Below are 23,135 nucleotides of genomic sequence, written 5' to 3' on the forward strand. Positions count from 1 at the left end.
GGCCGGGACCGGCCGGCCGGGCCCAGGCGTCCTCGACGGCCCGCCGGGCCGCCTCCGGATCGGCCTTCAGTCCCTTCTCGGCCAGCGCGGCACCCAGTGCCGCCAGGCACCCCTGCACGGCCCCGCGCGTCGCGTGCGGACCGTAGTGGTTGACGCGGATCATCTCCCCGGCCGACGCGCCCCCGCCCGCCGCCAGCGGCAGTGCCGGATCGGACTCCAGGGCCCGGGCCACCAGCGCGGACACGTCGACGTCCGACGGCGCCCGCAGCGTCGTCGCGACCGGCGCCGCGTCCTTCGCCTCGTACACGTACGGTTCCAGGCCGCCGAGCGCGAGCGCACCGGCCCGGGTGGCCGCCGCGGCCGACGCGTGACGCGCCATCACCGTCGAAAGGCCCTCCGCCTCGATACGCTCCACGCACGCCTGGAGCGCGAGCATCTCCAACTGCGCCGGCGCGTGCGGCAGCGCCTTGCGCCCGCCGTCGATCCAGCGTTCCTTCCAGTCCAGCAGGGAGAGGTACGACCGGCGCGGCGCCTCGGGGTTCGCCGCCATCCGCGCCCACGCCCGCTCGCTCACCGACACCGCCGACACGCCGGCCGGGCCGCCCATCGCCTTCTGCGCCCCGATGACACACAGGTCCACACCCCACGCGTCCGGCAGCACCGGCTCGGCGCCCACGGAGGCCACGGCGTCCAGGTAGAGGAGCGCGCCGTGCGCCCGCACCACCTCGCCGATCTCCGCGACCGGGTTGGTGTTCCCGGTCGCCGCCTCGGCGTGCACCAGGGAAACGAAGTCGGTCTCCGGGTGCTCGGCGAGGGCCGCGCGGATCCGCTCGGCCGACACGGCCGTGTGGAACGGCACCGCGAGGTCGTGCACGGTCGCGCCGCAGTCCCGCAGCCAGTTCCCGAACGTCTGCCCGTACGGCCCGGTGATGACGTTCAGCGCGACGGTGCCCGGTCCGGCGGCGCCGCGGATCGCGCCCTCCAGCGGCAGCAGCGCTTCGCCCTGCATGATCACGACGTCCTGGCCGGTGCCGAGCATGCGTGCGACCCGGTCCTCGATCGCGGCGAAGGAGCCGGCGCTCAGGGGGGCGAGGTCCAGGAAGGGATGGGTCACGGTGGTGCTCTCTTCGCTCACGGGCAGGCGTACGGCACGTACGGAACGCGCGTACGGAACGCACGTACGGAATCGAGAGTAACCATGCCCCCCGCCGTCACTCGCGCCGGAGGCCATCCGTTGCGACACCCCCACGCCCGGAATCGTGGCTTCCGCCATATCCGGCACGGTCTCGCGGATGGTGAACTCGCCCTTGTGCTCGTTCTCCTGCTGCTCGTCCTCGTCGCGGTGGTGACGGCCGTCGTCCTCGGCCGCCACGGCGGTACGTACCCCCGGGGCGTCCCCGACGCCGCTCCCGCGTCGTCCGGGGCGGCTCCCGTGCCCGCCCGCGCCGGTGCGGGGCTGCGCGTACTGGCGGGGTGCGCCGGTACGGGAGCCGCCGTGCTGTACGCCTGGGGCGCGCTGTGTGTGGCGGGGGCGGTCGTGGAGGCGGAGGACGGCGGCACGGGCTCCGCGCCGCTGCGGCCCTGCCGCACGAGCGAGCATCCGGAGCTGTCCGGGCGGATCGTCGACTACTCGGTCTCCTACCTGCCCCTGCGCTTCCACTGCGAGACGGCGGACGGCGACGGCTACGCCTCCGACGACGTCCCCGGGTACGTCAACCCCGGCATCGCCGTTCTCGCGCTCACCGCCGCCGCGAGCGCCGTCGCGGCCGGATACGCGACCGAGTTCCGCGCCCGCGCGACCGCGCGGAACGGCGGCCGGTGACCGGGCCTTCGAACACCCCCGGGGGCCGGTCTAAGGTGCGGGGCATGAGCGATCGCACGGTGCTGCACGTGAAGGGTCGGGTACTCGTCGGACCGCGGGACGAGGACGTCCGCGACGAGTTGTGGGTGATCGACGGCAGGGTCTCCTACGACCGCCCCGCCGGCGCCGCCGACATCCGTACCGTCGAGGGCTGGGCGCTGCCCGGCCTGGTCGACGCGCACTGCCACGTCGGCCTGGACCAGCACGGCGCCGTCCCCGAGGACGTCACCGAGAAGCAGGCGCTGACCGACCGTGAGGCGGGCACCCTCCTCATCCGCGACGCGGGCTCGCCCTCCGACACCCGCTGGATCGACGACCGAGAGGACCTCCCGAAGATCATCCGGGCGGGCCGGCACATCGCCCGCACCCGCCGCTACATCCGGAACTACGCCTGGGAGGTCGAGCCCGAGGACCTCGTCGCGTACGTCGCCCAGGAGGCCCGGCGCGGCGACGGCTGGGTGAAGCTGGTCGGCGACTGGATCGACCGCGACCTCGGCGACCTGTCCGCCTGCTGGCCGCGCGGCGCCGTCGAGGCCGCGATCGCCGAGGCCCACCGCCTGGGCGCCCGCGTCACCGCGCACTGCTTCGCCGAGGACTCCCTGCGCGACCTGGTCGAGGCCGGCATCGACTGCGTCGAGCACGCCACGGGCCTCACCGACGACACGATCCCGCTCTTCGCGGAGCGCGGCGTCGCCATCGTGCCCACCCTCGTCAACATCGCCACCTTCCCCGCGCTCGCCGACGGCGGCGAGTCCCGGTTCCCGCGCTGGTCGGCCCACATGCGCCGGCTCCACGAACGCCGCTACGACACGGTGCGCAGCGCCTACGACGCCGGAATCCCGGTCTTCGTCGGCACCGACGCGGGCGGCTCCCTGGCCCACGGCCTGGCTGCGGCGGAGGTCGCGGAACTGGTCACCGCGGGCATCCCGCCCGTCGAGGCACTCGCCGCGACGACCTGGGCCGCCCGGCCCTGGCTCGGCCGGCCCGGTCTGGACGAGGGTGCTCCGGCGGACCTGGTGGTGTTCGACGAGGACCCGCGCGCGGACGTGCGCGTGCTCGCGGCTCCGCGCCGGGTGGTGCTGAACGGGCGGGTCGTCGGTTAGCCGACGCGGGTGAGGCCGGGGAACACCCGTGCTGACGTATTCGAAAGGGGTGGCGGAAACTCCACGAAGGGATGAAGTGCCCCGGGATCGCTGACGGTTCGGCGTACGCGGGGACATTCTGTCCGGGTCCCGAGCGTCTCGCTCACGCGTGTTCCGCACGCATGTCTTACTGGGGGTCCCACCACCTTGAACGGCAACACCTTCCGCATGCCCGCACGCCGCCTCGTCACCGTCGCGGCGGCCACCGCCCTCGCCGCGGGGCCCGCCGCCCTGGCCGGTGCGGGCACCGCCCACGCGACCGGCGACCACGGCCGCGCGAGCGCCACCGTCCTGCGCACCGGGCTCGACGTGTCCCTGCTCGACAAGACCGTGAACGTCCCGCTCGCGGTCACCCTCAACGCGGTGCGGGCGCCCGAGAGCGCCCGGAAGACCGCGCTGACCGCCGAGCTGGACGGCGTCGACGGCGGCGAACCCTTCAGCGTCCTGCGGGCCGACGTGGCCGACGCCGGGGCGACGGCGACCGCGGCGAAGAGCGAGGGCCACACCGAGCTGGCAGGCGCCGAGCTGCACGTCCCCGGTCTGCCGCTGCTGTCGGTGATCGAGGTCGAGCAGGTCACCTCCAAGGCGACCTGCGAGGCCGGGAAGAAGCCGGTCGCCGAGGCGAACCTGCTGGGCGCGGTGACGGTCCTCGGCAAGAAGGTCACGCTGACCACCGGCGGGACGACTCAGGTGAAGGTGCCCGGCGTCGGCGAGGTGCGGCTCGACCTGTCGAAGACCGGGACCACCTCCCGTACGGCCGCCGCCACCGCGCTCGAACTCGAGGTCTCCGTCGACCCCCTCGACCTGAACGTCGCCGAGGTCGACGGCACCCTGACCCTGGCCGAGGCGGCCTGCGAGGCCCCGGCGGCCCCGCAGGCCGAGGCGCCGCCCGCCCGACAGGACGCGGGACAAGACACGGGCCGGGAAGCGGGCCAGGACGCGGAGAAGGGCGTCGGTCCGGCCGCGGAGCCCGTGGCCGGTGTGAAGGCCCAGGGCGCCCGCGCAGAGGCCGGCCTGGCCGAGACGGGCGGCAGCTCGGCGACCCCGTACGTCGCGGCCGGTGCCGCCGCCCTGGTCCTGGCGGGCGGCGGCGCCCTGTTCGCGGCCCGCCGCAGGCGCGGGTGATCGGCGGGCGGTGACGAGCCCGGCCCCCGCGCCCCTCAGGCCGCTTCGGTCACCGCCCGGCCCCCGCGCCCCTCAGGCCGCTTCGGTCACCGCCCGGCCCCCGCGCCCCTCAGGCCGCTTCGGTCACCGCCCGTCCCAGCGCCCGCAGGAAGCCGTCCGTCGTCGCCCGGTCCCGTACCGCCAGGCGCAGCCACTCCTCGCCCAGCCCCGGGAAGGTGTCCCCGCGCCGTACCGCGTACCCGAGGGCGCGCAGCCGGTGGCGTACCGCGGCGGCGTCCGGGAGGCGCACGAGGACGAAGGGCCCCTCGGCGGGCCCGGCGACCCGCACTCCGGCACCGGCGAACTCGGCCAGCCCGGCGACGAGACGGTCCCGGTCCGCGGCGATGCGGTGCGCGGCGTGGGCCGCCTCCGCCAGCGCCCTCGGAGTCACACACGCCTCCGCGGCCGCCAGCGCGGGCGTGGACACGGGCCACAGTGGCTGGGCGCGCTCCAGCTCGGTGACGGTCTCCGGGGCCGCCAGGACGTACCCGATGCGCAGCCCCGCCAGACCCCAGGTCTTGGTGAGGCTGCGCAGGACGACCAGGCCGGGTACGTCCGTGCGCCCGGCCAGCGCCTCACGCTCGCCCGGCACCGCGTCCATGAAGGCCTCGTCCACGACCAGCGTCCGCCCGGGGCGGGCCAGTTCCGTGAGCGAGGCCGCCGGGTGCAGCACCGACGTCGGGTTCGTCGGGTTGCCGACGACCACCAGGTCGGCGTCCTCGGGGACGGCCGCCGGGTCCAGCCGGAAGCCGTCCGCGTCCCGCAGCAGCACCCGGTCGACCGTGTGCCCCGCGTCCCGCAGCGCCGCCTCCGGCTCGGTGAACTGCGGGTGCACCACGACCGGCCGGCGCACCTTCAGTGCCCGCGCCAGCAGCACGAACGCCTCCGCCGCGCCCGCCGTCAGCAGCACCCGCTCCACCGGCAGCCCGTGCCGCGCCGCCACCGCCGCCCGCGCGGCCCGCCCGTCCGGGTAGGCAGCGAGGGAGCCGAGCGAGGCGGCGACGTGCTCGCGCAGCCAGGCCGGCGGCGTGTCCGCGCGGACGTTCACCGCGAGGTCCACCAGCGCCGAGCCGTCGTCGCGGACCTCGGCGTCCCCGTGATGCCGCAGGTCGGGGTGGTGCCGCAGGTCGGGGCCCCCGGAACCGGCCCGGTCCCCGGCCTCAGTGTGCATGGGAGTGTGCGTGTCCATGCCCGTGATGGTGCCCGTGGGGGTGATGGCCGTCGTCGTCGGGGTGGAAGTGCGGCTGCTGCGGCAGTCCCACCTTGTCCTCGAACCCCGGCAGCGCGATCCGGTACACGCACGAGTCGCAGTTCATCCGCAGGTCGCCCTTGACGGCCTCCTCGTACCGCTCCCACACCAGGTCGAGCAGCTCCGGCTCCGGCCCGATGACGTCCGCCGACCGCACCCCGGTCTCCGGGTGGGCGGTGGCCCACTCCTCGGTCTGGTGCCGGACCCGGTCCGGGAGGATGCCGGTGAACAGGAAGTACGGCAGGACCACGACCCGCCGCGCCCCCAGCCGCACACACCGGTCCAGGCCGCCCGGCACGTCCGGCTTCGCCAGCGACACGAACGCCGTCTCCACGGCCGCGTAGCCGCGCCCCTCCCACAGCAGCCGCGCCGCCTTGAACACCTCGGCGTTCGCGTCCGGGTCCGTCGAACCGCGCCCGACCAGCAGCACGGTCACCTCGGCGGGGTCCCAGGACGGGTCGACCGCCTCGGCCAGCCGCCGCTCCAGCACCCGCAGCAGCGCGGGGTGCGGGCCCAGCGGACGCCCGTACGTGTACGTGATGCCGGGGTGCCGCTCCTTCTCGCGGGACAGCGCCGCCGGGATGTCGCCCTTGGCGTGCCCGGCGGAGACCAGCATCAGCGGCACGGCGGCGAACCGGCGCACACCGCGCTCGACCAGCTCGGCGACGGCCTCGCCCAGCGGCGGCGGCGACAACTCGATGAAGCCGCCCTCGACGGGCAGTTCGGGGTGACGGCGGCCCAGCTCGCGCACGAAGTCGCGGAACGCCTCGGCTCCGGCCTCGTCCCGGGTGCCGTGTCCGGCGATGAGCAGGGCGGGCGGCGGGGTGGTCACGATGGCTCCTCGGGGTGCGGGTCGGCGTACGAAGTAGGGTGGTACAGCAGGGCGTTGAGCGCGGCGGCGGCGACCGCCGAGCCGCCCTTCTCGGACACGTTGCTGACGGCGGGCAGCCCGCTCTCGCGCAAGGCGGCCTTGGACTCGGCCGCGCCGACGAAGCCGACGGGCAGACCGATGACGAGCGCCGGGGCGGCGTCCAGGGTGAGCAGCTCCTCCAGGGCGGTCGGCGCGCAGCCGATCACCCACACCGCGCCCGGCCCGACCTGCTCGTACGCCAGCCGCACGGCGTGCGCGGAGCGGGTGAGGCCGGGTCCGGCGACGGCGTCCCTCAGCCGGCACACGGTCTCCCGCCGGGTGATCCCGGCCGCGACCATCTCCACGTCCACGACGACGGGCGCCCCGGCGTGCAGCGCGGCGTACGCCGTCTCCAGAGCGGCCTCGTCCGTGACGAGGTCGGACGCGTACGCCAGGTCGGCGGCGGAGTGGATGACCCGCTCCACGACGGCACGGGTCAGCGGCGGGAAGGGGGAGGTGTCCAGCCGGGCGCGCAGCCGACGGAAGGACTCCTGCTCGATGGGGTGCACGACACGGCTCACTTCGGCTCCCCGTGGGACGACGTTCCCTGCCAGCGGTAGCCGCGAGGCGTCACCATGCGCCCGGCGATCCGACGGGTCGCGGTGTTGCCCACCGTGACGACCGTCATCATGTCGACCGTCGCCGGGTCGAGAGCGGCGAGCGTGGTCAGCCGGCTGGACTCGTCGGCGCGCGACGCGTTGCGTACGGCACCCACCGGCGTCGCCGGCTCCCGGTGCTCCGCGAGGATCGCCAGCGCCTTGGGCAGCTGCCAGTCGCGGCCCCGGCTGCGCGGATTGTAGAACGTCACGACGATGTCGGCCTCGGCCGCCGCCCGCACCCGCCGCTCGATGACCTCCCACGGCGTGTGCAGGTCGGAGAGGCTGATCGACACGTGGTCGTGGCCCAGCGGCGCGCCCAGGATCGCCCCGGCCGCCAGCGCCGCCGTCACTCCGGGCACCCCGACCACGTCGATGTCGTCGGACGCCTCCGCCAGCGCGGGGGAGGCCATGGCGTACACCCCGGCGTCCCCGCTGCCGATCAGCGCGACGGCGTGCCCGCGCCGCGCCTCCTCGACCGCGGTCCGGGCCCGCTCCTCCTCCGCGCCGAGCCCCGACTCCAGGACCCGTGTGCCGGGCCGCAGCAGGTCGCGGATCTGGTCGACGTACTGGTCGAGGCCGACCAGCACGGAGGCCCGCCGCAGCTCGGCCCGCGCGCGCGGCGTGACCAGGTCCCGGGCGCCCGGCCCGAGCCCGACCACCGCGAGCCGCCCGCGCCCAGGCCGCCGTACGACGGCACAGGTCGCCATGGCGGGACTCGCCGCCGACTTGCGTTTGGGCACGAGGAGTTCGCCGCCGCGCACGAGCGCCGCAGCCTCCGCGACCGACGGGGTGCCCACGGCCGCGAGCGGGGCGTCGGAGGGGTTGGGCACCTCGACGTCCGCCAGCTCCCCGGCGGAGTACGTCACCAGGGGCACGCCCAGCCGCCCGGCCGCCCCGACGATCCCGGGTTCCTCCGCCTTGGCGTCCACGGTGGCCAGTTCGGCGACCGACGCGGCGGACAGCCCGGCGTCGCGCAGGGCCGCCTCCACCAGTCCGAGCACCTCGTCGACCGGCGCCCCCTTGGAGGCGCCGACCCCGACGACCAGCGACGGCGGACGCAGCACGGCCTCGCCCTCGGCCGGCTCCACCAGACGGTCCGTCAGCCGGATCGCGTACTCGCCTTTCCCGGCGACCGGCAGCGCCGGCAGCGGCCACCGCACCTCCGGCCGCAGCGCGACCGGCTCGCCGTCGAGCAGGGCCCGCGAGACCCCCGCGACATCGCCCTCCACGGGCAGTCCGAGCGTGTCCAGGCCGGGCAGTCCGACGGCGTCCGTCGCCGTCGTCACCACCGGCTCGGCACCCAGCACCCCGCCGACCGCGACGGCGAGTTCGTTGGCGCCGCCCCCGTGGCCGCCGACCAGCGACACGGCGAACCGCCCGCCCTCGTCGACGCACACCACACCGGCGTCGGTCCGCTTGTCGTCCAGCAGCGGCGCCACGAGCCGGACCACGGCCCCCGTGGCCAGGAAGCACACGAGCTGCTCGCACTCGGCGAACGCGGTCCGTACGGCGTCCGCGACGGGACCCCCGTACACGCGCGTGCGGTCCGGCCACGCCGCGGCCAGCCGGTCCCGCGCCGCAGCCCCCGCCGCGGTGGCGGAAATGAGGCCGATCAAGGGGTAACTCCTTCGGTACGGCTGTGCGGCCTCACGCCCCACAGCAGGAAGACGGGATTGGTAGCCGCGAGCCGGGTCACGTCCCCCGGCAGCGGCGCGAGCCGGGACGACTGCAGCAGCACCCCGTCGCACTCCAGCCCGGCACCGAGCAGCGCCTCGCGGGCCGAGGGCACCCGGTCCAGCGCCGCCATGGCGACGACCACGGTGCGCCGCGCCCGCCGCGCGCACTGCGCGACGATCGCGGGCAGTTCGCGCCCGCCGCCGCCGACGAACACGGCGTCGGGGTCCTCGCCCAGGTCGGACAGCACGGTGGGCGCTGCCCCGTGCACCACCCGGACGTCGACACCGTGGGCGGCGGCGTTGGCGCGCACGCGCCCGGCACCGTCCGGAGTCTTCTCGACGGCGGTGACGGCGGCGCCGAGGCGTGCGCACTCCACGGCGACGGACCCGGAGCCGGCGCCGACGTCCCAGACCAGGTCGCCGGGCCGGGGCCCGAGCCGGGCGAGGGCCAGCGCCCGCACCTCGAACTTCGTGATCATCGAATCGCGGTGCGTGAACGCGGTCTCGTCCAGCGCCCATCCGGCGGAGTCCGGGCGCGGCGGCCCGGCGACCGTCCGTACCGGACCCGGCGCCCGCGCCTCGTCCAGGCACAGCACCACGCTCACCGCCGTCCCCCAGTCCCGTACGGCGGCCTCGGCGGGCGTCAGCCGCTCCACGCGCTCCTCGGCACAGCCCAGCGCGGAGGCGACCACGAGGACCCGGGTGTCGTTCCTCAGCGCGGCGCCGATCTCCGCCGGCCCGGCCCCCGGTCCCGTCAGCACGGCGACCTTCGGGTGTGCCCGGCACAGGTTCACCGCCGTCCGCAGCTCCCGCCCGTGCGCGCTGGCCACCACGGCGTCGTCCCACGGCAGCCCGGCCCGCGCGAACGCGGCGGCGACGGAGGAGACACCGGGCCGTACGTCGAGCCGCTTTGGCCCGAACCGCTCGGCCAGCACCCGTACGATCCCGAAGAACCCGGGGTCCCCGGAAGCCAGCACGACCACCCGCCGCCCCTCGGCGACATACTCCGCGACCGTTTCGAGGGCGGGTGCCAACGCCCCGAGGACGACCCGCTCGGCCCCCTCCGGCAGCCGTACGGCGTCCAGATGCCGCCGCCCGCCGACGACCAGCTCCGCTCCGGCGACCAGCTCCGCGCCGGCGGCGCCGTCCGTGCCGGGCGGCGCTCCGGCCCCCATCCCCACCACGGTGATCACGTGCTCGCACCCCGCGTGCGCAGCTCCCGGCGCGCCTCGGGGTCCGCCTTCCGGTAACCGTGGAAGTGCCCCGGGTGGTACAGGTGCGAGCGGGTGCCTTGCGCGTCGAGGGCGGGGCCGACCAGGAACAGGGTGTGCTTCCAGAGCTTGTGCTCCTTGACCGTCTCCTCCAGCGTGCCGATCGTGCACCGCGCGACCAGCTCCTCCGGCCAGGTCGCCTGGTACGCGACGACGACCGGCGTCTCGGTCGGATAGCCGCCCTCCAGCAGCTCCCGCACCAGCTGGCCGCTGCGGGCCGCCGACAGGAAGATCGCCATGGTGGTGCCGTGCTTGGCGAACTCGCGGACCTCCTCACCGGGCGGCATCGGCGTCTTGCCGCCGCCGAGCCGGGTGAGGACGACGGACTGCGCGACCTCCGGAATGGTCAGCTCCCGCCCGGCGAGCGCGGCGACCGCCGAGAAGGCGGAGACGCCGGGCACGATCTCGGTCGCGATGCCGATCTCCGCGCACCGGTCCAGCTGCTCCTGCGTACCGCCCCACAGCGCCGGGTCGCCGGAGTGGATGCGGGCCACCCGCAACCCCTCCTCGCGGGCCCGCCGGTAGACGGCGACGACGTCCTCCAGGGACATCGTCGCCGAGTCCAGGACCTCCGCGTCCTGGCGCGCGTGCCGGAGGACCTCCGCCTGGACCAGGCTCGCCGCCCAGATCACGACATCGGCCTCGGCGATGGCCCGCCCGGCGCGGAACGTCAGCAGGTCGGCGGCGCCGGGACCGGCACCGACGATAGTCACCTTGCCGGGGGAGACATCGGCCACGGAAGCATCGGCCACGGAAGCCTCGGGAGCCACGGAAGCCTCGGGAGCCACGGAAGCCTCGGGAGCCACGGAAGCCATGGGATGGGGTCCTTTCCTGCGCATATTTCGCATATTTACCGCGGTTGTCGCTGTCGTGCGCACGGATACGCGCTCTGATCGGATAGCAAGGGCCCATGGCGGTCTTCGTAGCGCTCGGCGCGTTCCTGATGACGCTGGCCGGCGGCTGGACGGCACAGCGCGTGACCGACCGGCGCCACCTGGTGCTGGGCCTGGCCGGCGGCCTGATGCTGGGCGTGGTCGGCCTCGACCTGCTGCCGGAGGCGCTTCGGGCGGCGGGCGACGAGGTGTTCGGCGTGCCCGAGGCGCTCCTGCTCTTCGTCGCCGGATTCCTGCTCGCGCACCTGGTGGAACGCCTGCTGGCCGCCCGCCGGGCCGCGCACGGCGCCGACGAACACGGACAGCGCTCGCCCCAGGTGGGCCTGACGGCCGCCGCCGCGATGGTCGGACACAGCGCCATGGACGGCGTGGCGATCGGCGCGGCCTTCCAGGTGGGCGGCGGCATGGGCGCGGCCGTCGCGATGGCCGTGATCGCCCACGACTTCGCGGACGGCTTCAACACCTACACGCTGACCAGCCTGTACGGAAACGCCCGCCGTCGCGCGATCGCGATGCTGGTCGCCGACGCCCTGGCCCCCGTGGCCGGTGCCGCCTCCACCCTCCTCTTCACCATCCCGGAGGGCGCGCTCGGCGCGTATCTCGGCCTGTTCGGCGGCGTACTGCTCTACCTCGCCGCGGCCGAGATCCTCCCCGAGGCCCATCACGAGCACCCCGCACGCTCCACCCTGCTGTGCACGGTCGCGGGCGCGGCGTTCATCTGGCTGGTGGTGGGCATCGCCGAATGACCCGGCTCGGACGCCCGCGCTCACAACTTGCCGCCCCGACCGCCCGCGCGCCGGGCGGGCGCGATGAGCGTCGACAGGTAGGGCAGCGGGCCGTCGTCCAGCTCCGCCGCCGCCCGTACGGACTCCTCCGGCAGCCCCAGCGCCGACCCCCACACGGCGTCGTCCAGCCGCCCGGTCTCCCGCAGCGCCTCGGCGACCTCTGCGGCCTGTCGGCCGAACTTGTAGGCCACGACCGTGCCCGGCCCGTTCAGCGCGTCCTTGAGCACGGTGGCCCCCGCGGTGACGGGCACCAGCGTCAGCGGCTCGGTGCCCTCCGTCAGCACGGCGCCCGACCGCGCCGCGAGGTCCTGCATGGCGGTGATGCCCGGCACGGTCTCCACGACGGTGCCCGGCACGAGTGCGCCGACGGTCTGCGCGAGATAGGTGAAGGTCGAGTACACGTTCGGATCGCCGATGGTCGCGAAGGCGATGCGGCCGTGGCTCCGCAGCAGCCCGGCGACCCGCTCCCCGGCCGCGTCCCAGGCCGCCTCGCGCCGCGCCCGGTCGGTGCGCTCGTTCAGCGCGAAGACGACCCGTACGACCTTCTCCGCGCCCACGTAGTGCAGCACGGTCGCCTCGGCGCGCCCCCGCTCGCCGCCGTCCTTTCCATCGGGCGCAGCCATCACGGGCACCACGACGACCTCGGCGGCCCGCAGCGCGTTGACCCCCTTGACGGTCACCAGCTCGGGGTCCCCGGGCCCGACCCCCACCCCGATCAGCCTGCTGCTCATGACGTTCGGCACCTCTCCACGAACCGACGGGCGACACCGGGCTCGGACGCCCAGTGCGTGTGCAGATAGCTCGCGTGCACACCGCGCTCCACAAATCCCTCGACGCGCCGCTCGGGCGCCCGCATCCCCCACGCCGGCGCGGCCCCGGCGGTCGGCTCCACGACCGTCCGGTGGAACTCGTGCCCCCGCATGCGCGTCCCCGCGACGGCCAGCGCGCTGTCGGACACGGCCACGGCGTCCCGGTAGCCCAGCGTCAGCCGCTCCGCCATCCGGGCGCAGGCGTCCAGCACCCCGCACATGGGCAGTCCGTCCAGCTCCCGGCACAGATACAGGAGTCCCGCGCACTCGGCGGCGACGGGAGCACCGCTCAGCGCCAGCTCGGCGACGGCCTCGCGCAGCGGCTCGTTGGCGGACAGCTCGGACGCGTACACCTCGGGGAACCCGCCCCCGACGACGAGCCCGGCGGTCCCCTCGGGGAGCTCCTCGTCCCGCAACGGGTCGAAGGTGACGACCTCGGCCCCGGCGGCGGCGAGCAGCTCGGTGTGCTCGGCGTAGGAGAAGGTGAAGGCGGGACCGCCGGCGACGGCGACGCGCGGCGGCGACTTCTCGACCGACCGAGTCGGACGGTGGGTGGGCACAGGTGCGGGTGTCCAGGGAGCGGAGCCCCCCGGCAACGGCCCGGCGGCCCGCGCCAACGCCACCAACGCCTCCAGATCACACCCGTCGGAGACCAGCGCGGCCATCGCCGCGACGGCGTCGACCGCCTCCGGCCCCCGCTCGGCGACCGGCACCAGCCCCAGATGCCGCGACGGCGTCTCCACCGGCGCCGCGCGCCGCAGCACCCCCAGCACCGGCACCCCCGCCGCGTCCAACGCCTCCCGCAGCAGCGCCTCGTGCCGGTCCGACCCGACCTTGTTGAGGATCACGCCCCCGACCCGCACCTTTGGGTCCCAGGACGCGAACCCGTGCACCAGCGCCGCCACCGACCGCGACTGCGACGACGCGTCGACGACCAGCACGACCGGCGCGCGCAGCAGCTTGGCGACATGGGCGGTGGACGCCAGTTCGCCCTCCCCGGCGGCACCGTCGTACAGCCCCATGACACCTTCGACGACCGCGACGTCGCAGCCGCGCGCCCCGTGCAGGAACAGCGGAGCCACCAGCTCCGCCCCGCACAGGTACGCGTCCAGGTTCCGCCCCACCCGCCCGGTGGCGAGCGCGTGGTACCCGGGGTCGATGTAGTCGGGCCCGACCTTGTGCGGCGACACGGCGAGCCCGCGCGCGGCGAGCGCGGCCATCAATCCGGTGGCGACGGTGGTCTTGCCGCTCCCCGAGGAGGGCGCGGCGACGACCAGCCGCGGCACGGAGTCGGCCGGGAGCGAGGTCACCACTCGATGCCCCTCTGCCCCTTCTGCCCCGCGTCCATCGGGTGCTTGACCTTGGACATGTCGGTGACGAGATCGGCGAACCCCACCAGCCTCTCCGGGGCGTTGCGCCCGGTGATCACGACGTGCTGGGTCCCGGGCCGGTCCCGCAGCACGGACACGACCTCGTCGGTGTCGACCCATCCCCAGTGCATCGGGTAGGCGAACTCGTCCAGCACATAGAGCTTGTACGTCTCGGCGGCCAGGTCCCGCTTGACCTGCTCCCAGCCCTCCCGGGCCTTCTCCTCGTTGTCCATCTGCGCGTCCCGCTGGACCCAGGACCAGCCCTCGCCCATCTTGTGCCAGTCGACGCTGCCGCCCTCGCCGGAGAGACCCAGCACGCGCAGCGCGTTCTCCTCACCGACCTTCCACTTCGCCGACTTGACGAACTGGAACACCCCGATCGGCCATCCCTGGTTCCAGGCCCGCAGGGCCAGCCCGAAGGCGGCGGTCGACTTGCCCTTCCCGATGCCCGTGTGCACGACGACCAGCGGACGGTTCCGCCGCTGACGCGTCGTCAGACCGTCGTCCGGTACGACACTCGGCTTGCCCTGCGGCATTACGCGGCCCTCCTGCTGCCCTGAACGTCCTTCACGAGACCTGCGATCGAGTCCGCCCGCAGCTCGTCCAGCGTCACCGCCGTACCGCCCAGCTCACCCGCGAGCTGCCCGGCCAACCCCAGCCGCACCGGCCCCGACTCGCAGTCCACGACCACGCAGGCCGTGCCCTCGGCGGCGAACAGCCGTGCGGCCCGCCCGGCGAGGGCGACCGGCTCGGGGCCGCCGGTGGCCCGGCCGTCGGTCACCACGACCACCAGCGGTCGCCGCGCCGGGTCCCGCAGCCGCTCGACCCGCAGCACCTCGTGGGCGCGCAGCAGCCCGGCCGCCAGCGGCGTCCGCCCGCCCGTCGGCAGCGACTCCAGCCGGACCGCCGCCGCGTCCACCGACGAGGTCGGCGGCAGCGCGACATCGGCGGCCGAACCCCGGAAGGTCACCAGCCCCACCTTGTCCCGCCGCTGGTAGGCGTCCAGCAGCAGCGACAGCACGGCACCCTTCACGGCGCTCATCCGCTGCCGCGCGGCCATCGAACCGGAGGCGTCCACGACGAACAGGACGAGGTTGCCCTCACGCCCCTCGCGAGTCGCCTGCCGCAGATCGTCCCTGCGCATCACCAGCCCGCGCCCCGACCGGCCCCGCGCCCGCTGGTGCGGCGCCGCCGCCTGCACCGTCGCCGCCAGGTGCAGCTTGGTCAGCGCGCCCCGGGGCCGGCGGGCCCCGGTGGTCCGCCCGTGCTCGGTCCGCGCCCGCGAGCGTCGCCCGGCGGCGCCCTCGCCGAGCCCGGGCACGCTCAGCACCTTGGTGCGGAACGGCTCGGCGGCACGCGCGGGGGACTGCTCACCGGCACCGCCGCCGGAAGGCTGCGGCTCCCCGCCCTCCCCGGCCTCGGGCCGCGCGGCGGTGTCACCGTCGTCCTGCGGGGCGTCGTCGGGCTCCGGCTGCCCGCCGGGCCCACCGGGACCGTCGGGCCCCGGGTCGGGATCGTCGTCCCCGCCACCGTCCCCGTCCTGCCCGCCGAACTCCTCCAGCGTCTCGTCGAGCTTGTCCTCGTCCAGACCCGGCGCGTCGAACGGGTTCCGCCGCCGCCGGTGGGGGAGGGCCAGCAGAGCGGCCTGCCGTACGTCCTCCGCCAGTACGTCCGTACGCCCGGCCCAGGCCGCCAGCGCGGTCGCCGTCCGCGCCATCACGATGTCGGCCCGCATGCCGTCCACCTCGAAGGCGGCACAGGTCGCCGCGATCTGCCTGAGCGCACCGTCGCCCAGCCGCACCGAGGGCAGCAGCTCCCGCGCCGCCACGATCCGCGCCCGTACGGCGGCCTCCTCTTCGGCCCAGCGCGCGGCGAAACCGTCCGGGTCGTCGTCGTGAGCCAGCCGGCGCCGTACGACCTCCACCCGCTGGTCGGGCTCGCGCGAGGCGGCGACCTCGACGGTGAGGCCGAAGCGGTCCAGGAGCTGCGGCCGCAGCTCGCCTTCCTCCGGGTTCATGGTCCCGACCAGCAGGAACTTCGAGGCGTGCCGGACCGAAACGCCCTCGCGCTCGACGTACGAGGCGCCCATCGCGGCGGCGTCCAGCAGCAGGTCGACCAGGTGGTCGTGGAGCAGGTTGACCTCGTCGACGTACAGGATCCCGCGGTGCGCGTCGGCCAGCAGGCCCGGCTCGAAGGCCTTCACGCCCTCCGCGAGCGCCCGCTCGATGTCGAGGGCGCCGACCAGCCGGTCCTCGGAGGCGCCGACGGGCAGCTCGACCATCCGCGCGGGCCGCGACTCGGACGCTCCCGTCCCGTGGGGTCCGTCCGGGCAGGCGGGGTCGGGTGAGGCCGGGGCGCAGGAGAAGCGGCACCCGGAGACGACGTCCACCTGAGGCATCAGCGCCGACAGCGCACGCACCGCCGTGGACTTGGCGGTGCCCTTCTCGCCACGCACCAGTACACCGCCGACGGCCGGGGAGACGGCGTTCAGCAGCAGCGCGAGCCGCAGGTCGTCCTGGCCGACAACGGCCGTGAACGGAAACGGGGTACTCACTTCTCGTCGTCCTCCAAGTCGCCCTCGAGCTCCAGATAGGTGGCGCGCAGCCGCTCCAGCGTCTCCGCGTCCGGCTCCGCCCACAGTCCGCGATCGGCGGCCTCCAGCAGCCGCTCCGTGATGCCCCGCAGCGCCCACGGGTTGGACTTCTTCATGAAGTCCTGGTTCTCCGCGTCGAAGACGTACTCGGCGCTGAGCTTCTCGTACATCCAGTCGTCCACGACCCCGGCCGTGGCGTCGTACCCGAAGAGGTAGTCCACGGTGGCCGCCATCTCGAAAGCACCCTTGTAGCCGTGCCGCCGCATCGCCGCCATCCAGCGCGGGTTGACCACGCGGGCGCGGAAGACCCGGTGCGTCTCCTCGCCCAGCGTCCGGGTCTTCACCTGGTCGGGGGTGGCCGAGTCACCGACGTACGCCTCCGGGGAGGTGCCCGTCAGGTGCCGCACCATCGCGACCATGCCGCCGTGGTACTGGAAGTAGTCGTCGGCGTCGACGAGGTCGTGCTCACGCGTGTCCACGTTCTTCGCCGCCACCGCGATCCGCCGGAACGCCGTCTCCATGTCCCCGCGCGCCGCCCGCCCGTCGAGCCCGCGCCCGTACGCGTAGCCGCCCCACACCGCGTACACCTCGGCCAGGTCCGCGTCGGAGCGCCAGTTGCGGGCGTCGATCAGCGGCAGCAGACCGGCGCCGTACGCCCCCGGCTTCGAACCGAAGATGCGGGCCGTCGCGCGCCGCCGGTCGCCGTGCTCGGCGGTGTCCGCGTCGGCGTGGGCGCGCACGTAGTTCTGGTCGGCGGGCTCGTCCAGCTCCGCCACCGCCCGCACCGCGTCGTCGATCAGCCCCACGACGTGGGGGAAAGCGTCCCGGAAGAAGCCCGAGATACGCACCGTGACGTCGACGCGCGGCCGGCCCAGCTCGGCCACCGGGACCACCTCGAAGCCCGTCACCCGGCGCGACGCGTCGTCCCACACCGGACGGCAGCCCAGCAGCGCCAGGATCTCCGCGATGTCGTCGCCCTGGGTGCGCATCGCGGACGTGCCCCACACCGTGAGGCCGACGGACTTCGGGTACTCGCCGGTGTCGCTCAGATAGCGCTGGATCAGCGAGTCCGCGAGGGACTGGCCGACCTCCCAGCTCAGCCGGGACGGGATCGCCTTCGGGTCGACGGAGTAGAAGTTCCGGCCGGTCGGCAGCACGTTGACCAGCCCGCGGGTCGGGGAGCCCGACGGGCCCGCCGGGACGTAACCGCCGTCCAGGGCCCGCAGGATGTGCCCGATCTCGTCCGTCGTCCGGGCCAGCCGCGGCACGACCTCGGTGCAGGCGAACTCCAGCACGGCCACCGCGTCGGGAAGTTCGGCTCGCAGCACCTCGCGCACCAGGGCCGGTACGGCCGCGGTGTCCCACGCCCGGGACTCCATGCCCTCCGCGAACCGCCGGCACAGCTGCTCCAGCAGGTCGACCGCGTCGGCGGCGCTGCGGGCGGGTCCCTCGACCAGGTCCGTCAGCTCCACCGGCACCTTCACCGGCGCGCCCGGCTCGGCCAGCAACTCCTTCTCCACCAGCCCGAAATGCTCGGCCAGCGACGCCCGCAGCCCCGGCAGCGCGTTCGCCTGCCCGCCCCACACCTGCGAGGCGCGCAGCACCGCCAGCACGAGGTTGACGCGCGGCTCGCCGATCGGGCCGCCGCCCAGGATGTGCAGGCCGTCGCGGATCTGCACGTCCTTGATCTCGCACAGATAGCCGTCGATGTGCATGACGAACTCGTCGAACGCGTCGTCGTCCGGCTGGTCGTCGACGTGCAGGTCGTGGTGGAGCTCGGCCGCCTTGACCAGCGTCCAGATCTGCGCGCGGACCGCCGGCGCCTTGACCGGGTCGAGGTCGGAGACGAGCGCGTACTCGTCGAGCAGCTGCTCCAGCTTGGCCAGGTCGCCGTACGTGTCGGCACGCGCCATCGGCGGCACCAGGTGGTCGACGACCGTGGCGTGCCCGCGCCGCTTGGCCTGGGTGCCCTCGCCGGGGTCGTTGACGATGAACGGGTAGATCAGCGGCAGATCGCCCAGCACCGCGTCCGGCGCGCAGCCCGCGCCCAGCCCGAGGCCCTTGCCCGGCAGCCACTCCATCGTGCCGTGCTTGCCCATGTGCACGATCGCGTCGGCGCCGAAGCTGTTGTCCAGCCAGCGGTACGCCGCCATGTAGTGGTGCGACGGCGGCATGTCGGGGTCGTGGTAGATCGCGATCGGGTTCTCGCCGAAGCCGCGCGGCGGCTGGATCATGACCACGACGTTCCCGAACCGGAGCGACGCGAGCACGATGTCGTCGCCGTCGACGTACAGCGAACCCGGCGGCTCGCCCCACGCCTGGCGCATGCCCTCCCGCAGCTCCGGGTCCAGCTTCTCGAACCACGCCCGGTAGTCGGCCAGCGGCACCCGAGCGGGGGCGGCGGCCAGCTGGTCCTCCGTCAGCCACTCGACGTCGTGGCCGCCGGCCGCGATCAGGCGGTGGATCAGCTCGTCGCCGCCGGACGGGTAGTCGGTGAGGGAGTACCCGGCGTCCCGGAGCGCGTCCAGGACCCGCACCGCCGACGCCGGGGTGTCGAGGCCCACCGCGTTGCCGACGCGGGAGTGCTTGGTCGGGTACGCGGTGAAGACCAGCGCGAGCTTCTTGTCGGCGTTCGCCTTGTGTCCCAGGGCCGCGTGCCGTACGGCGATCCCGGCGACCCGCCCGGCCCGCTCGGGGTCGGCGACGTACACCGGCACCTCGTCGGGCCCCTGCTCCTTGAAGGAGAACGGCACGGTGACCAGGCGCCCGTCGAACTCCGGGATCGCGACCTGCATCGCCGCGTCCATGGGGGAGAGGGCGGCGTCGGACGCCTCCCAGGCGGCGCGGGAGGAGGTGAGGCAGAGGCCTTGCAGGACCGGGACGTTCAGGTCGGCCAGCGCGCCGATGTCCCAGGCCTCCTCGTCGCCGCCCGCCGACGCCTGCGAGGCGTGCGTGCCGCCGGCCGCGAGGACGGTGGCGACCAGGGCGTCGGCCCGGCCCAGCAGCTCGTACAGTCCCGGGTCCGCGTCGCGCAGCGAACCGCAGTACACGGGCAGCGCGTTGGCGCCGTGCGCCTCGATCGCGTCGCACAGCGTGTCGACGAAGGCGGTGTTGCCGCTCAGCTGGTGGGCGCGGTAGAAGAGCACGCCGACCGTCGGGCGGCCGGACTCGACGGCCCGGGAGCCGTGGACGCCGAACTCCGGCATCTTCTCCGGCTCGTCGAATCCCTCGCCGGTCAGCAGCACCGTGTCCGACAGGAAGCGCGCCAGGTGCGTGAGGTTGGCGGGCCCGCCCTCGACGAGGTAGCGCAGCGCTTCGGCCACCACCCCGGCCGGCACCGACGACTCGGCCATCAGCTCGGCGTCCGGCACGCTTTCGCCGCCCAGCAGGACGGTCGGGACACCGGCGGCCTTCAGCGCGGCGAGCCCGTCCTCCCAGGCGCGCTTGCCGCCCAGCAGACGTACGACGGCGATGTCCGCGCCGTCGAGGAGCGCGGGCAGCTCCTCCGTCACGTCGACCCGGGTCGGGTTGCCGATCCGGTAGGCGGCGTCCGACGCGCGGGCCGCCAGCAGGTCCGTGTCGGCGGTCGACAACAACAACACTGTGCTCATGCGGGCGCTCCCGGTGGAATGAAGGGCAGTCCTTGTGGCGCGCCGGACTCGATGAGCCGCCACAGCGCGTCCGTGTCCGCGTGCTGTTCGATCAGGTCGCCGAGCCGGTCGAGCTGTTCCTCGCGCAGTGCGGCGAACGAGGTGTCGGGGGCCGGCACGAAGCGGCGGCCCGCGGCGGCGGCCACCTCGCGCAGGAACGCCCGCCGGAAGCCGTCCGACTCCAGCGAGCCGTGCCAGTGCGTGCCCCAGGTCTGGCCGACCCGGCAGCCCTCCGGGCTGTGTCCTTCGTCATCGGAGATGAAGGCCTCTCCGCCGAGGACCTCGGCGACCCCGTGGTGGATCTCGTACCCCTCTACGCGCTCGCCGAGGGCCTTTCCCATCGGGCGGGTGAGGGTCTTCTCGCGGGCGAACCGGACCCGCACGGGCAGCAGTCCGAGCCCGTCGACGAGCCCGGCACGCGACTCGACCTCGTCCTCGATGTGCTCGCCGAGCAGCTGGTAGCCGCCGCAGACGCCCAGCACGGGCCGCTGCTCGGCGGCCCTGCGGACGAGGGCGTCCGCCAGCCCCCGCTCCCGCAGCCACTCCAGCGCCCGCACCGTCCCGCGCGTGCCCGGCACGACCACGAGGTCCGCGTCCGCGAGCTCCTCCGGCCGGTCCACGAAGCGCACCACGACACCCGGTTCGGCGGCCAGCGCGTCCACGTCCGTGAAGTTGGACATCAGAGGGACGGCGCAGACGGCGACCCGCAGCACGTCCTCGCCGACGGGCGACGCGACGGCGGACTCCCGCACGGTCCCGCGCAGAGACACCCGCAGCCCGTCCTCCTCGTCGATACCGAGCCCGTGCCGGAAGGGCAGCACTCCGTACGTCCGCCGCCCGGTGAGGCCGTGGAGCATGTCGAGGCCCGGTTCCAGCAGCGACACGTCGCCCCGGAACTTGTTGACGAGGAACCCGGCGACCAGCGCCTGATCCTCGGGCGACAGCAGCGCCACCGTGCCGAAGAAGGAGGCGAAGACGCCCCCGCGGTCGATGTCGCCGACGACGAGGACGGGAAGTCCGGCACCCCGGGCGATCCCCATGTTCACGATGTCGGTGCGGCGCAGGTTGATCTCGGCGGGACTGCCCGCCCCCTCGCAGATCACCGCGTCGTACGTGCTCCGCAGCTCGGCCAGACAGTCGAGGACCGTGCCGAGCAACCGCTGCTGCCGGCCGCCGTGGTAGCCGCGGGCGCTCATCTCACCGACCGCCCGGCCGAGCAGCACGACCTGACTGCTGCGCTCGCCGCCCGGCTTGAGCAGCACCGGGTTCATCAGCGCGGTCGGCTCCACCCGGCATGCCTGGGCCTGCATGGCCTGCGCCCGCCCGATCTCGGCGCCCTCGCGGGTGACGAAGGAGTTGAGCGACATGTTCTGCGCCTTGAAGGGCGCGACCTTGACGCCCTGACGCACCAGCCAGCGGCAGATCCCGGCGGTGACGACGCTCTTGCCGGCGTCGGAGGTGGTGCCGGCGACGAGGAGGCCACCGCTCATGAGTCACGTCCCTTCGTGAGCGCCCGCGTGCCCGCCCGGCGGGCCAGCAGCCGCGCGCCCGCGCACACGCCCAGCGCCAGCCAGCCCACGCGCCGGGAGAGCCTCACCGCCCGTTCGATGTCGCCACGACCGGCCCGGACGGCGCGCCCCGAGGCCCCGTTGAGGACGGGCCGGTGCTCGACCCGCCCGCCGTAGGAGAGCGTTCCGCCCAGCCGCACGCCCAGGGCGCCCGCGAACGACGTCTCCACGGGACCGGCGTTGGGGCTCGGGTGCTGTGCGGCGTCGGCGCGCCAGGCGCGTACGGCACCCCGGGGATCGCCTCCGGCCGCGGTGGCCAGGACGGCGGTCAGCCGGGCGCCCGGCCAGCCGGCGAGGTCGTCGAGCCGGGCCGAGGCCCAGCCGTAGCGGCGGTACCTGGGCGACTTGTGGCCGACCATCGCGTCCAGAGTGTTCACCGCCCGGAAGCCCACCAGCCCCGGCACCCCGGCCACGGCGCCCCACACCAGGGCGCCCACCACCGCGTCCGAGGTGTTCTCGGCGACGGACTCCACGACGGCCCGGGCGATCCCGTCGGCGTCCAGCGCCTGCGGATCCCGGCCGCACAGGTGCGGCAGCCGCGTGCGGGCCGCCTCGACGTCGCCGGCCTCCAGGGCGCGGCCGATGGCGCTCGCCTCACGAGCGAGCGAGGTGCCGCCGACGACCGACCAGGTGGCCGCGGCGGTCAGTGCGACGGAGGCGGCGGGGGAGTGGCGTACGGAGCGGGTGGCGGCCAGCCCGAGGGCGGCGACGCCACCGGCGCACACGGCGGTGTGCAGCGCGCCCCAGCCCCGGTGGTCACGCCACAGCACCCGTTCCACGGCACCGGCGGCACGGCCGAACGCGGCGACCGGGTGTCCGCGGCGTGGATCGCCGAGGAGGAGGTCACCGAGAAGGCCGGCGGCGGCGCCGTACGCGAAGACGCGTTCGGCACGCACGGTTCAACCGGCCGTGGAGAGAGGGAGACGAAGAGTGTCGCTGGTGAGCCTGGAACGGCAGCCGCGCATGGCGATGGGTCCTCACTCAGGGTGTCCGCGCCCTGGTTGGAAGAAGTACGGCGATGAGAGTTCCTGGCTCCCGGGGATCGCTCCCCGGTCACAGTGGCGGGACCGCGCCGGATTCGCACCGGGCTTCCTCTCCTGTCGCCGCATTGGCTCCGGCAGTCCACCACGCACCGTCGACACCCGTCAACCTGGCGTTGACCTGCGGTGGGGGAGTGTGCGAAGGCCCACACGCCAAAGGCGCGCGCCGGCACGGGAAAAGGCGGGGCGCGGGAGGATTGGAGTCCGTTCCGCGCCCCGCCTCACTGGTGTGCGCCGAGGGTCAGGCGTCGTTCGTGGGCCGACACGTTCGCGCGTCGGGCGGCGTTCGTGCGTCGGGCGGCGCACGTGTGTCCGACGATGCTCGTGTGTCAGGCGACGATCAGGTATATCCCGTACGCCACCGCCGCCAGGCAGGCCGCGAAGCACGCGTACGCGCCGGTGACCGCGAGGGCCGCGGAGCCGCCCTGCTCGGCGGCCCGCTCCTGGCGGGAGAGGCCGACGATGCCGAGGGTGAACAGGCCCACCAGGGCCACGGTGGCCACGAGGCTGACCCCGAAGACGGAGCCGAGAGCTGCCCAGTCGATGTCCATGGAG

General features: G+C 74.8%; 19 protein-coding genes and 1 riboswitch. Of the genes, 4 read left to right on the top strand and 15 right to left on the bottom strand.

Features of this window, described 5'->3' with window-relative positions; all coding sequences use genetic code 11:
• The coding region (locus ABEA26_RS05320) for a pyridoxal-phosphate-dependent aminotransferase family protein (protein WP_345589680.1) at positions 1-1,114 on the bottom strand (1,114 nt) is incomplete at its 3' end.
• 195 nt (positions 1,115-1,309) lie between these two features.
• Here ABEA26_RS05320 and ABEA26_RS05325 point away from each other — a divergent pair.
• The 3 genes from ABEA26_RS05325 to ABEA26_RS05335 all read left to right on the top strand — a co-directional run bounded on the left by ABEA26_RS05325 (position 1,310) and on the right by ABEA26_RS05335 (position 4,128).
• A complete protein-coding gene (locus ABEA26_RS05325) occupies positions 1,310-1,822 on the top strand; it encodes a hypothetical protein (protein WP_345589681.1) in 513 nt (170 codons plus the stop codon).
• A 44-nt stretch (positions 1,823-1,866) separates the two neighbouring features.
• On the top strand, positions 1,867-2,964 hold the full coding sequence (locus tag ABEA26_RS05330) for an amidohydrolase family protein (RefSeq protein WP_345589683.1): 1,098 nt from the start codon (positions 1,867-1,869) through the stop codon (positions 2,962-2,964).
• Between the two features lie 186 nt (positions 2,965-3,150).
• Positions 3,151-4,128 carry an SCO1860 family LAETG-anchored protein gene (locus ABEA26_RS05335; RefSeq protein ID WP_345589685.1) on the top strand — a complete coding sequence of 326 codons (978 nt, stop codon included), beginning with the start codon at positions 3,151-3,153 and terminating at the stop codon, positions 4,126-4,128.
• A 109-nt stretch (positions 4,129-4,237) separates the two neighbouring features.
• On the opposite strand, the gene cobC is transcribed toward ABEA26_RS05335, so the two are convergent.
• The 6 genes from cobC to cobM are packed head-to-tail and all read right to left on the bottom strand — an operon-like array spanning position 4,238 to position 10,609.
• Positions 4,238-5,338, bottom strand: a complete 1,101-nt coding sequence (cobC, locus tag ABEA26_RS05340) for an Rv2231c family histidinol phosphate aminotransferase CobC (RefSeq protein ID WP_345589790.1) — start codon at positions 5,336-5,338, stop codon at positions 4,238-4,240.
• Positions 5,328-6,248, bottom strand: coding sequence for a sirohydrochlorin chelatase (locus ABEA26_RS05345; protein WP_345589687.1), 921 nt, complete (start codon positions 6,246-6,248; stop codon positions 5,328-5,330). The genes cobC and ABEA26_RS05345 overlap by 11 nt, the downstream gene beginning before the upstream one ends.
• Positions 6,245-6,847 (bottom strand): precorrin-8X methylmutase, encoded by a 603-nt coding sequence (locus tag ABEA26_RS05350; protein ID WP_345589688.1) that lies wholly within the window; start codon positions 6,845-6,847, stop codon positions 6,245-6,247. The genes ABEA26_RS05345 and ABEA26_RS05350 overlap by 4 nt, the downstream gene beginning before the upstream one ends.
• On the bottom strand, positions 6,844-8,541 hold the full coding sequence (cobJ, locus tag ABEA26_RS05355; protein WP_345589690.1) for a precorrin-3B C(17)-methyltransferase: 1,698 nt from the start codon (positions 8,539-8,541) through the stop codon (positions 6,844-6,846). Before cobJ ends, ABEA26_RS05350 begins: the two co-directional genes overlap by 4 nt.
• On the bottom strand, positions 8,538-9,794 hold the full coding sequence (cbiE, locus tag ABEA26_RS05360; protein WP_345589692.1) for a precorrin-6y C5,15-methyltransferase (decarboxylating) subunit CbiE: 1,257 nt from the start codon (positions 9,792-9,794) through the stop codon (positions 8,538-8,540). Before cbiE ends, cobJ begins: the two co-directional genes overlap by 4 nt.
• Positions 9,791-10,609, bottom strand: coding sequence for a precorrin-4 C(11)-methyltransferase (gene cobM / locus ABEA26_RS05365; RefSeq protein WP_345589792.1), 819 nt, complete (start codon positions 10,607-10,609; stop codon positions 9,791-9,793). The genes cbiE and cobM overlap by 4 nt, the downstream gene beginning before the upstream one ends.
• 173 nt (positions 10,610-10,782) lie before the next feature.
• Here cobM and ABEA26_RS05370 point away from each other — a divergent pair, with 173 nt between their 5' ends.
• Positions 10,783-11,511 (top strand): ZIP family metal transporter, encoded by a 729-nt coding sequence (locus ABEA26_RS05370; RefSeq protein WP_345589693.1) that lies wholly within the window; start codon positions 10,783-10,785, stop codon positions 11,509-11,511.
• Between the two features lie 20 nt (positions 11,512-11,531).
• Here ABEA26_RS05370 and cobI read toward each other — a convergent pair whose 3' ends face one another.
• The 8 genes from cobI to ABEA26_RS05410 all read right to left on the bottom strand — a co-directional run bounded on the left by cobI (position 11,532) and on the right by ABEA26_RS05410 (position 23,131).
• Positions 11,532-12,281 (bottom strand): precorrin-2 C(20)-methyltransferase, encoded by a 750-nt coding sequence (gene cobI / locus ABEA26_RS05375; RefSeq protein ID WP_345589695.1) that lies wholly within the window; start codon positions 12,279-12,281, stop codon positions 11,532-11,534.
• Positions 12,278-13,669, bottom strand: coding sequence for a cobyrinic acid a,c-diamide synthase CobB (locus ABEA26_RS05380; protein WP_425587787.1), 1,392 nt, complete (start codon positions 13,667-13,669; stop codon positions 12,278-12,280). Before ABEA26_RS05380 ends, cobI begins: the two co-directional genes overlap by 4 nt.
• On the bottom strand, positions 13,666-14,265 hold the full coding sequence (gene cobO, locus ABEA26_RS05385; protein ID WP_345589699.1) for a cob(I)yrinic acid a,c-diamide adenosyltransferase: 600 nt from the start codon (positions 14,263-14,265) through the stop codon (positions 13,666-13,668). The genes ABEA26_RS05380 and cobO overlap by 4 nt, the downstream gene beginning before the upstream one ends.
• Complete coding sequence (locus ABEA26_RS05390; protein ID WP_345589701.1) at positions 14,265-16,283, bottom strand: putative cobaltochelatase; 2,019 nt, start codon at positions 16,281-16,283, stop codon at positions 14,265-14,267. The genes cobO and ABEA26_RS05390 overlap by 1 nt, the downstream gene beginning before the upstream one ends.
• Positions 16,280-19,933, bottom strand: a complete 3,654-nt coding sequence (gene cobN / locus ABEA26_RS05395; protein WP_345589703.1) for a cobaltochelatase subunit CobN — start codon at positions 19,931-19,933, stop codon at positions 16,280-16,282. The genes ABEA26_RS05390 and cobN overlap by 4 nt, the downstream gene beginning before the upstream one ends.
• The gene (locus tag ABEA26_RS05400) at positions 19,930-21,462 is read right to left on the bottom strand and encodes a cobyric acid synthase (protein WP_345589705.1); all 1,533 of its coding nucleotides are present in this window, start codon (positions 21,460-21,462) and stop codon (positions 19,930-19,932) included. Before ABEA26_RS05400 ends, cobN begins: the two co-directional genes overlap by 4 nt.
• A complete protein-coding gene (locus ABEA26_RS05405) occupies positions 21,459-22,436 on the bottom strand; it encodes a cobalamin biosynthesis protein (RefSeq protein ID WP_345589707.1) in 978 nt (325 codons plus the stop codon). The genes ABEA26_RS05400 and ABEA26_RS05405 overlap by 4 nt, the downstream gene beginning before the upstream one ends.
• Before the next feature lie 107 nt (positions 22,437-22,543).
• Positions 22,544-22,681: riboswitch (cobalamin riboswitch) on the bottom strand.
• A 228-nt stretch (positions 22,682-22,909) separates the two neighbouring features.
• Entirely contained in the window at positions 22,910-23,131 is a 222-nt protein-coding gene (locus ABEA26_RS05410) for a hypothetical protein (RefSeq protein ID WP_345589708.1), read from the bottom strand.
• Between the last annotated feature and the right edge of the window lie 4 nt (positions 23,132-23,135).

Source organism: Streptomyces marokkonensis (assembly GCF_039539045.1).
Classification (GTDB): Bacteria; Actinomycetota; Actinomycetes; order Streptomycetales; family Streptomycetaceae; genus Streptomyces; species Streptomyces marokkonensis.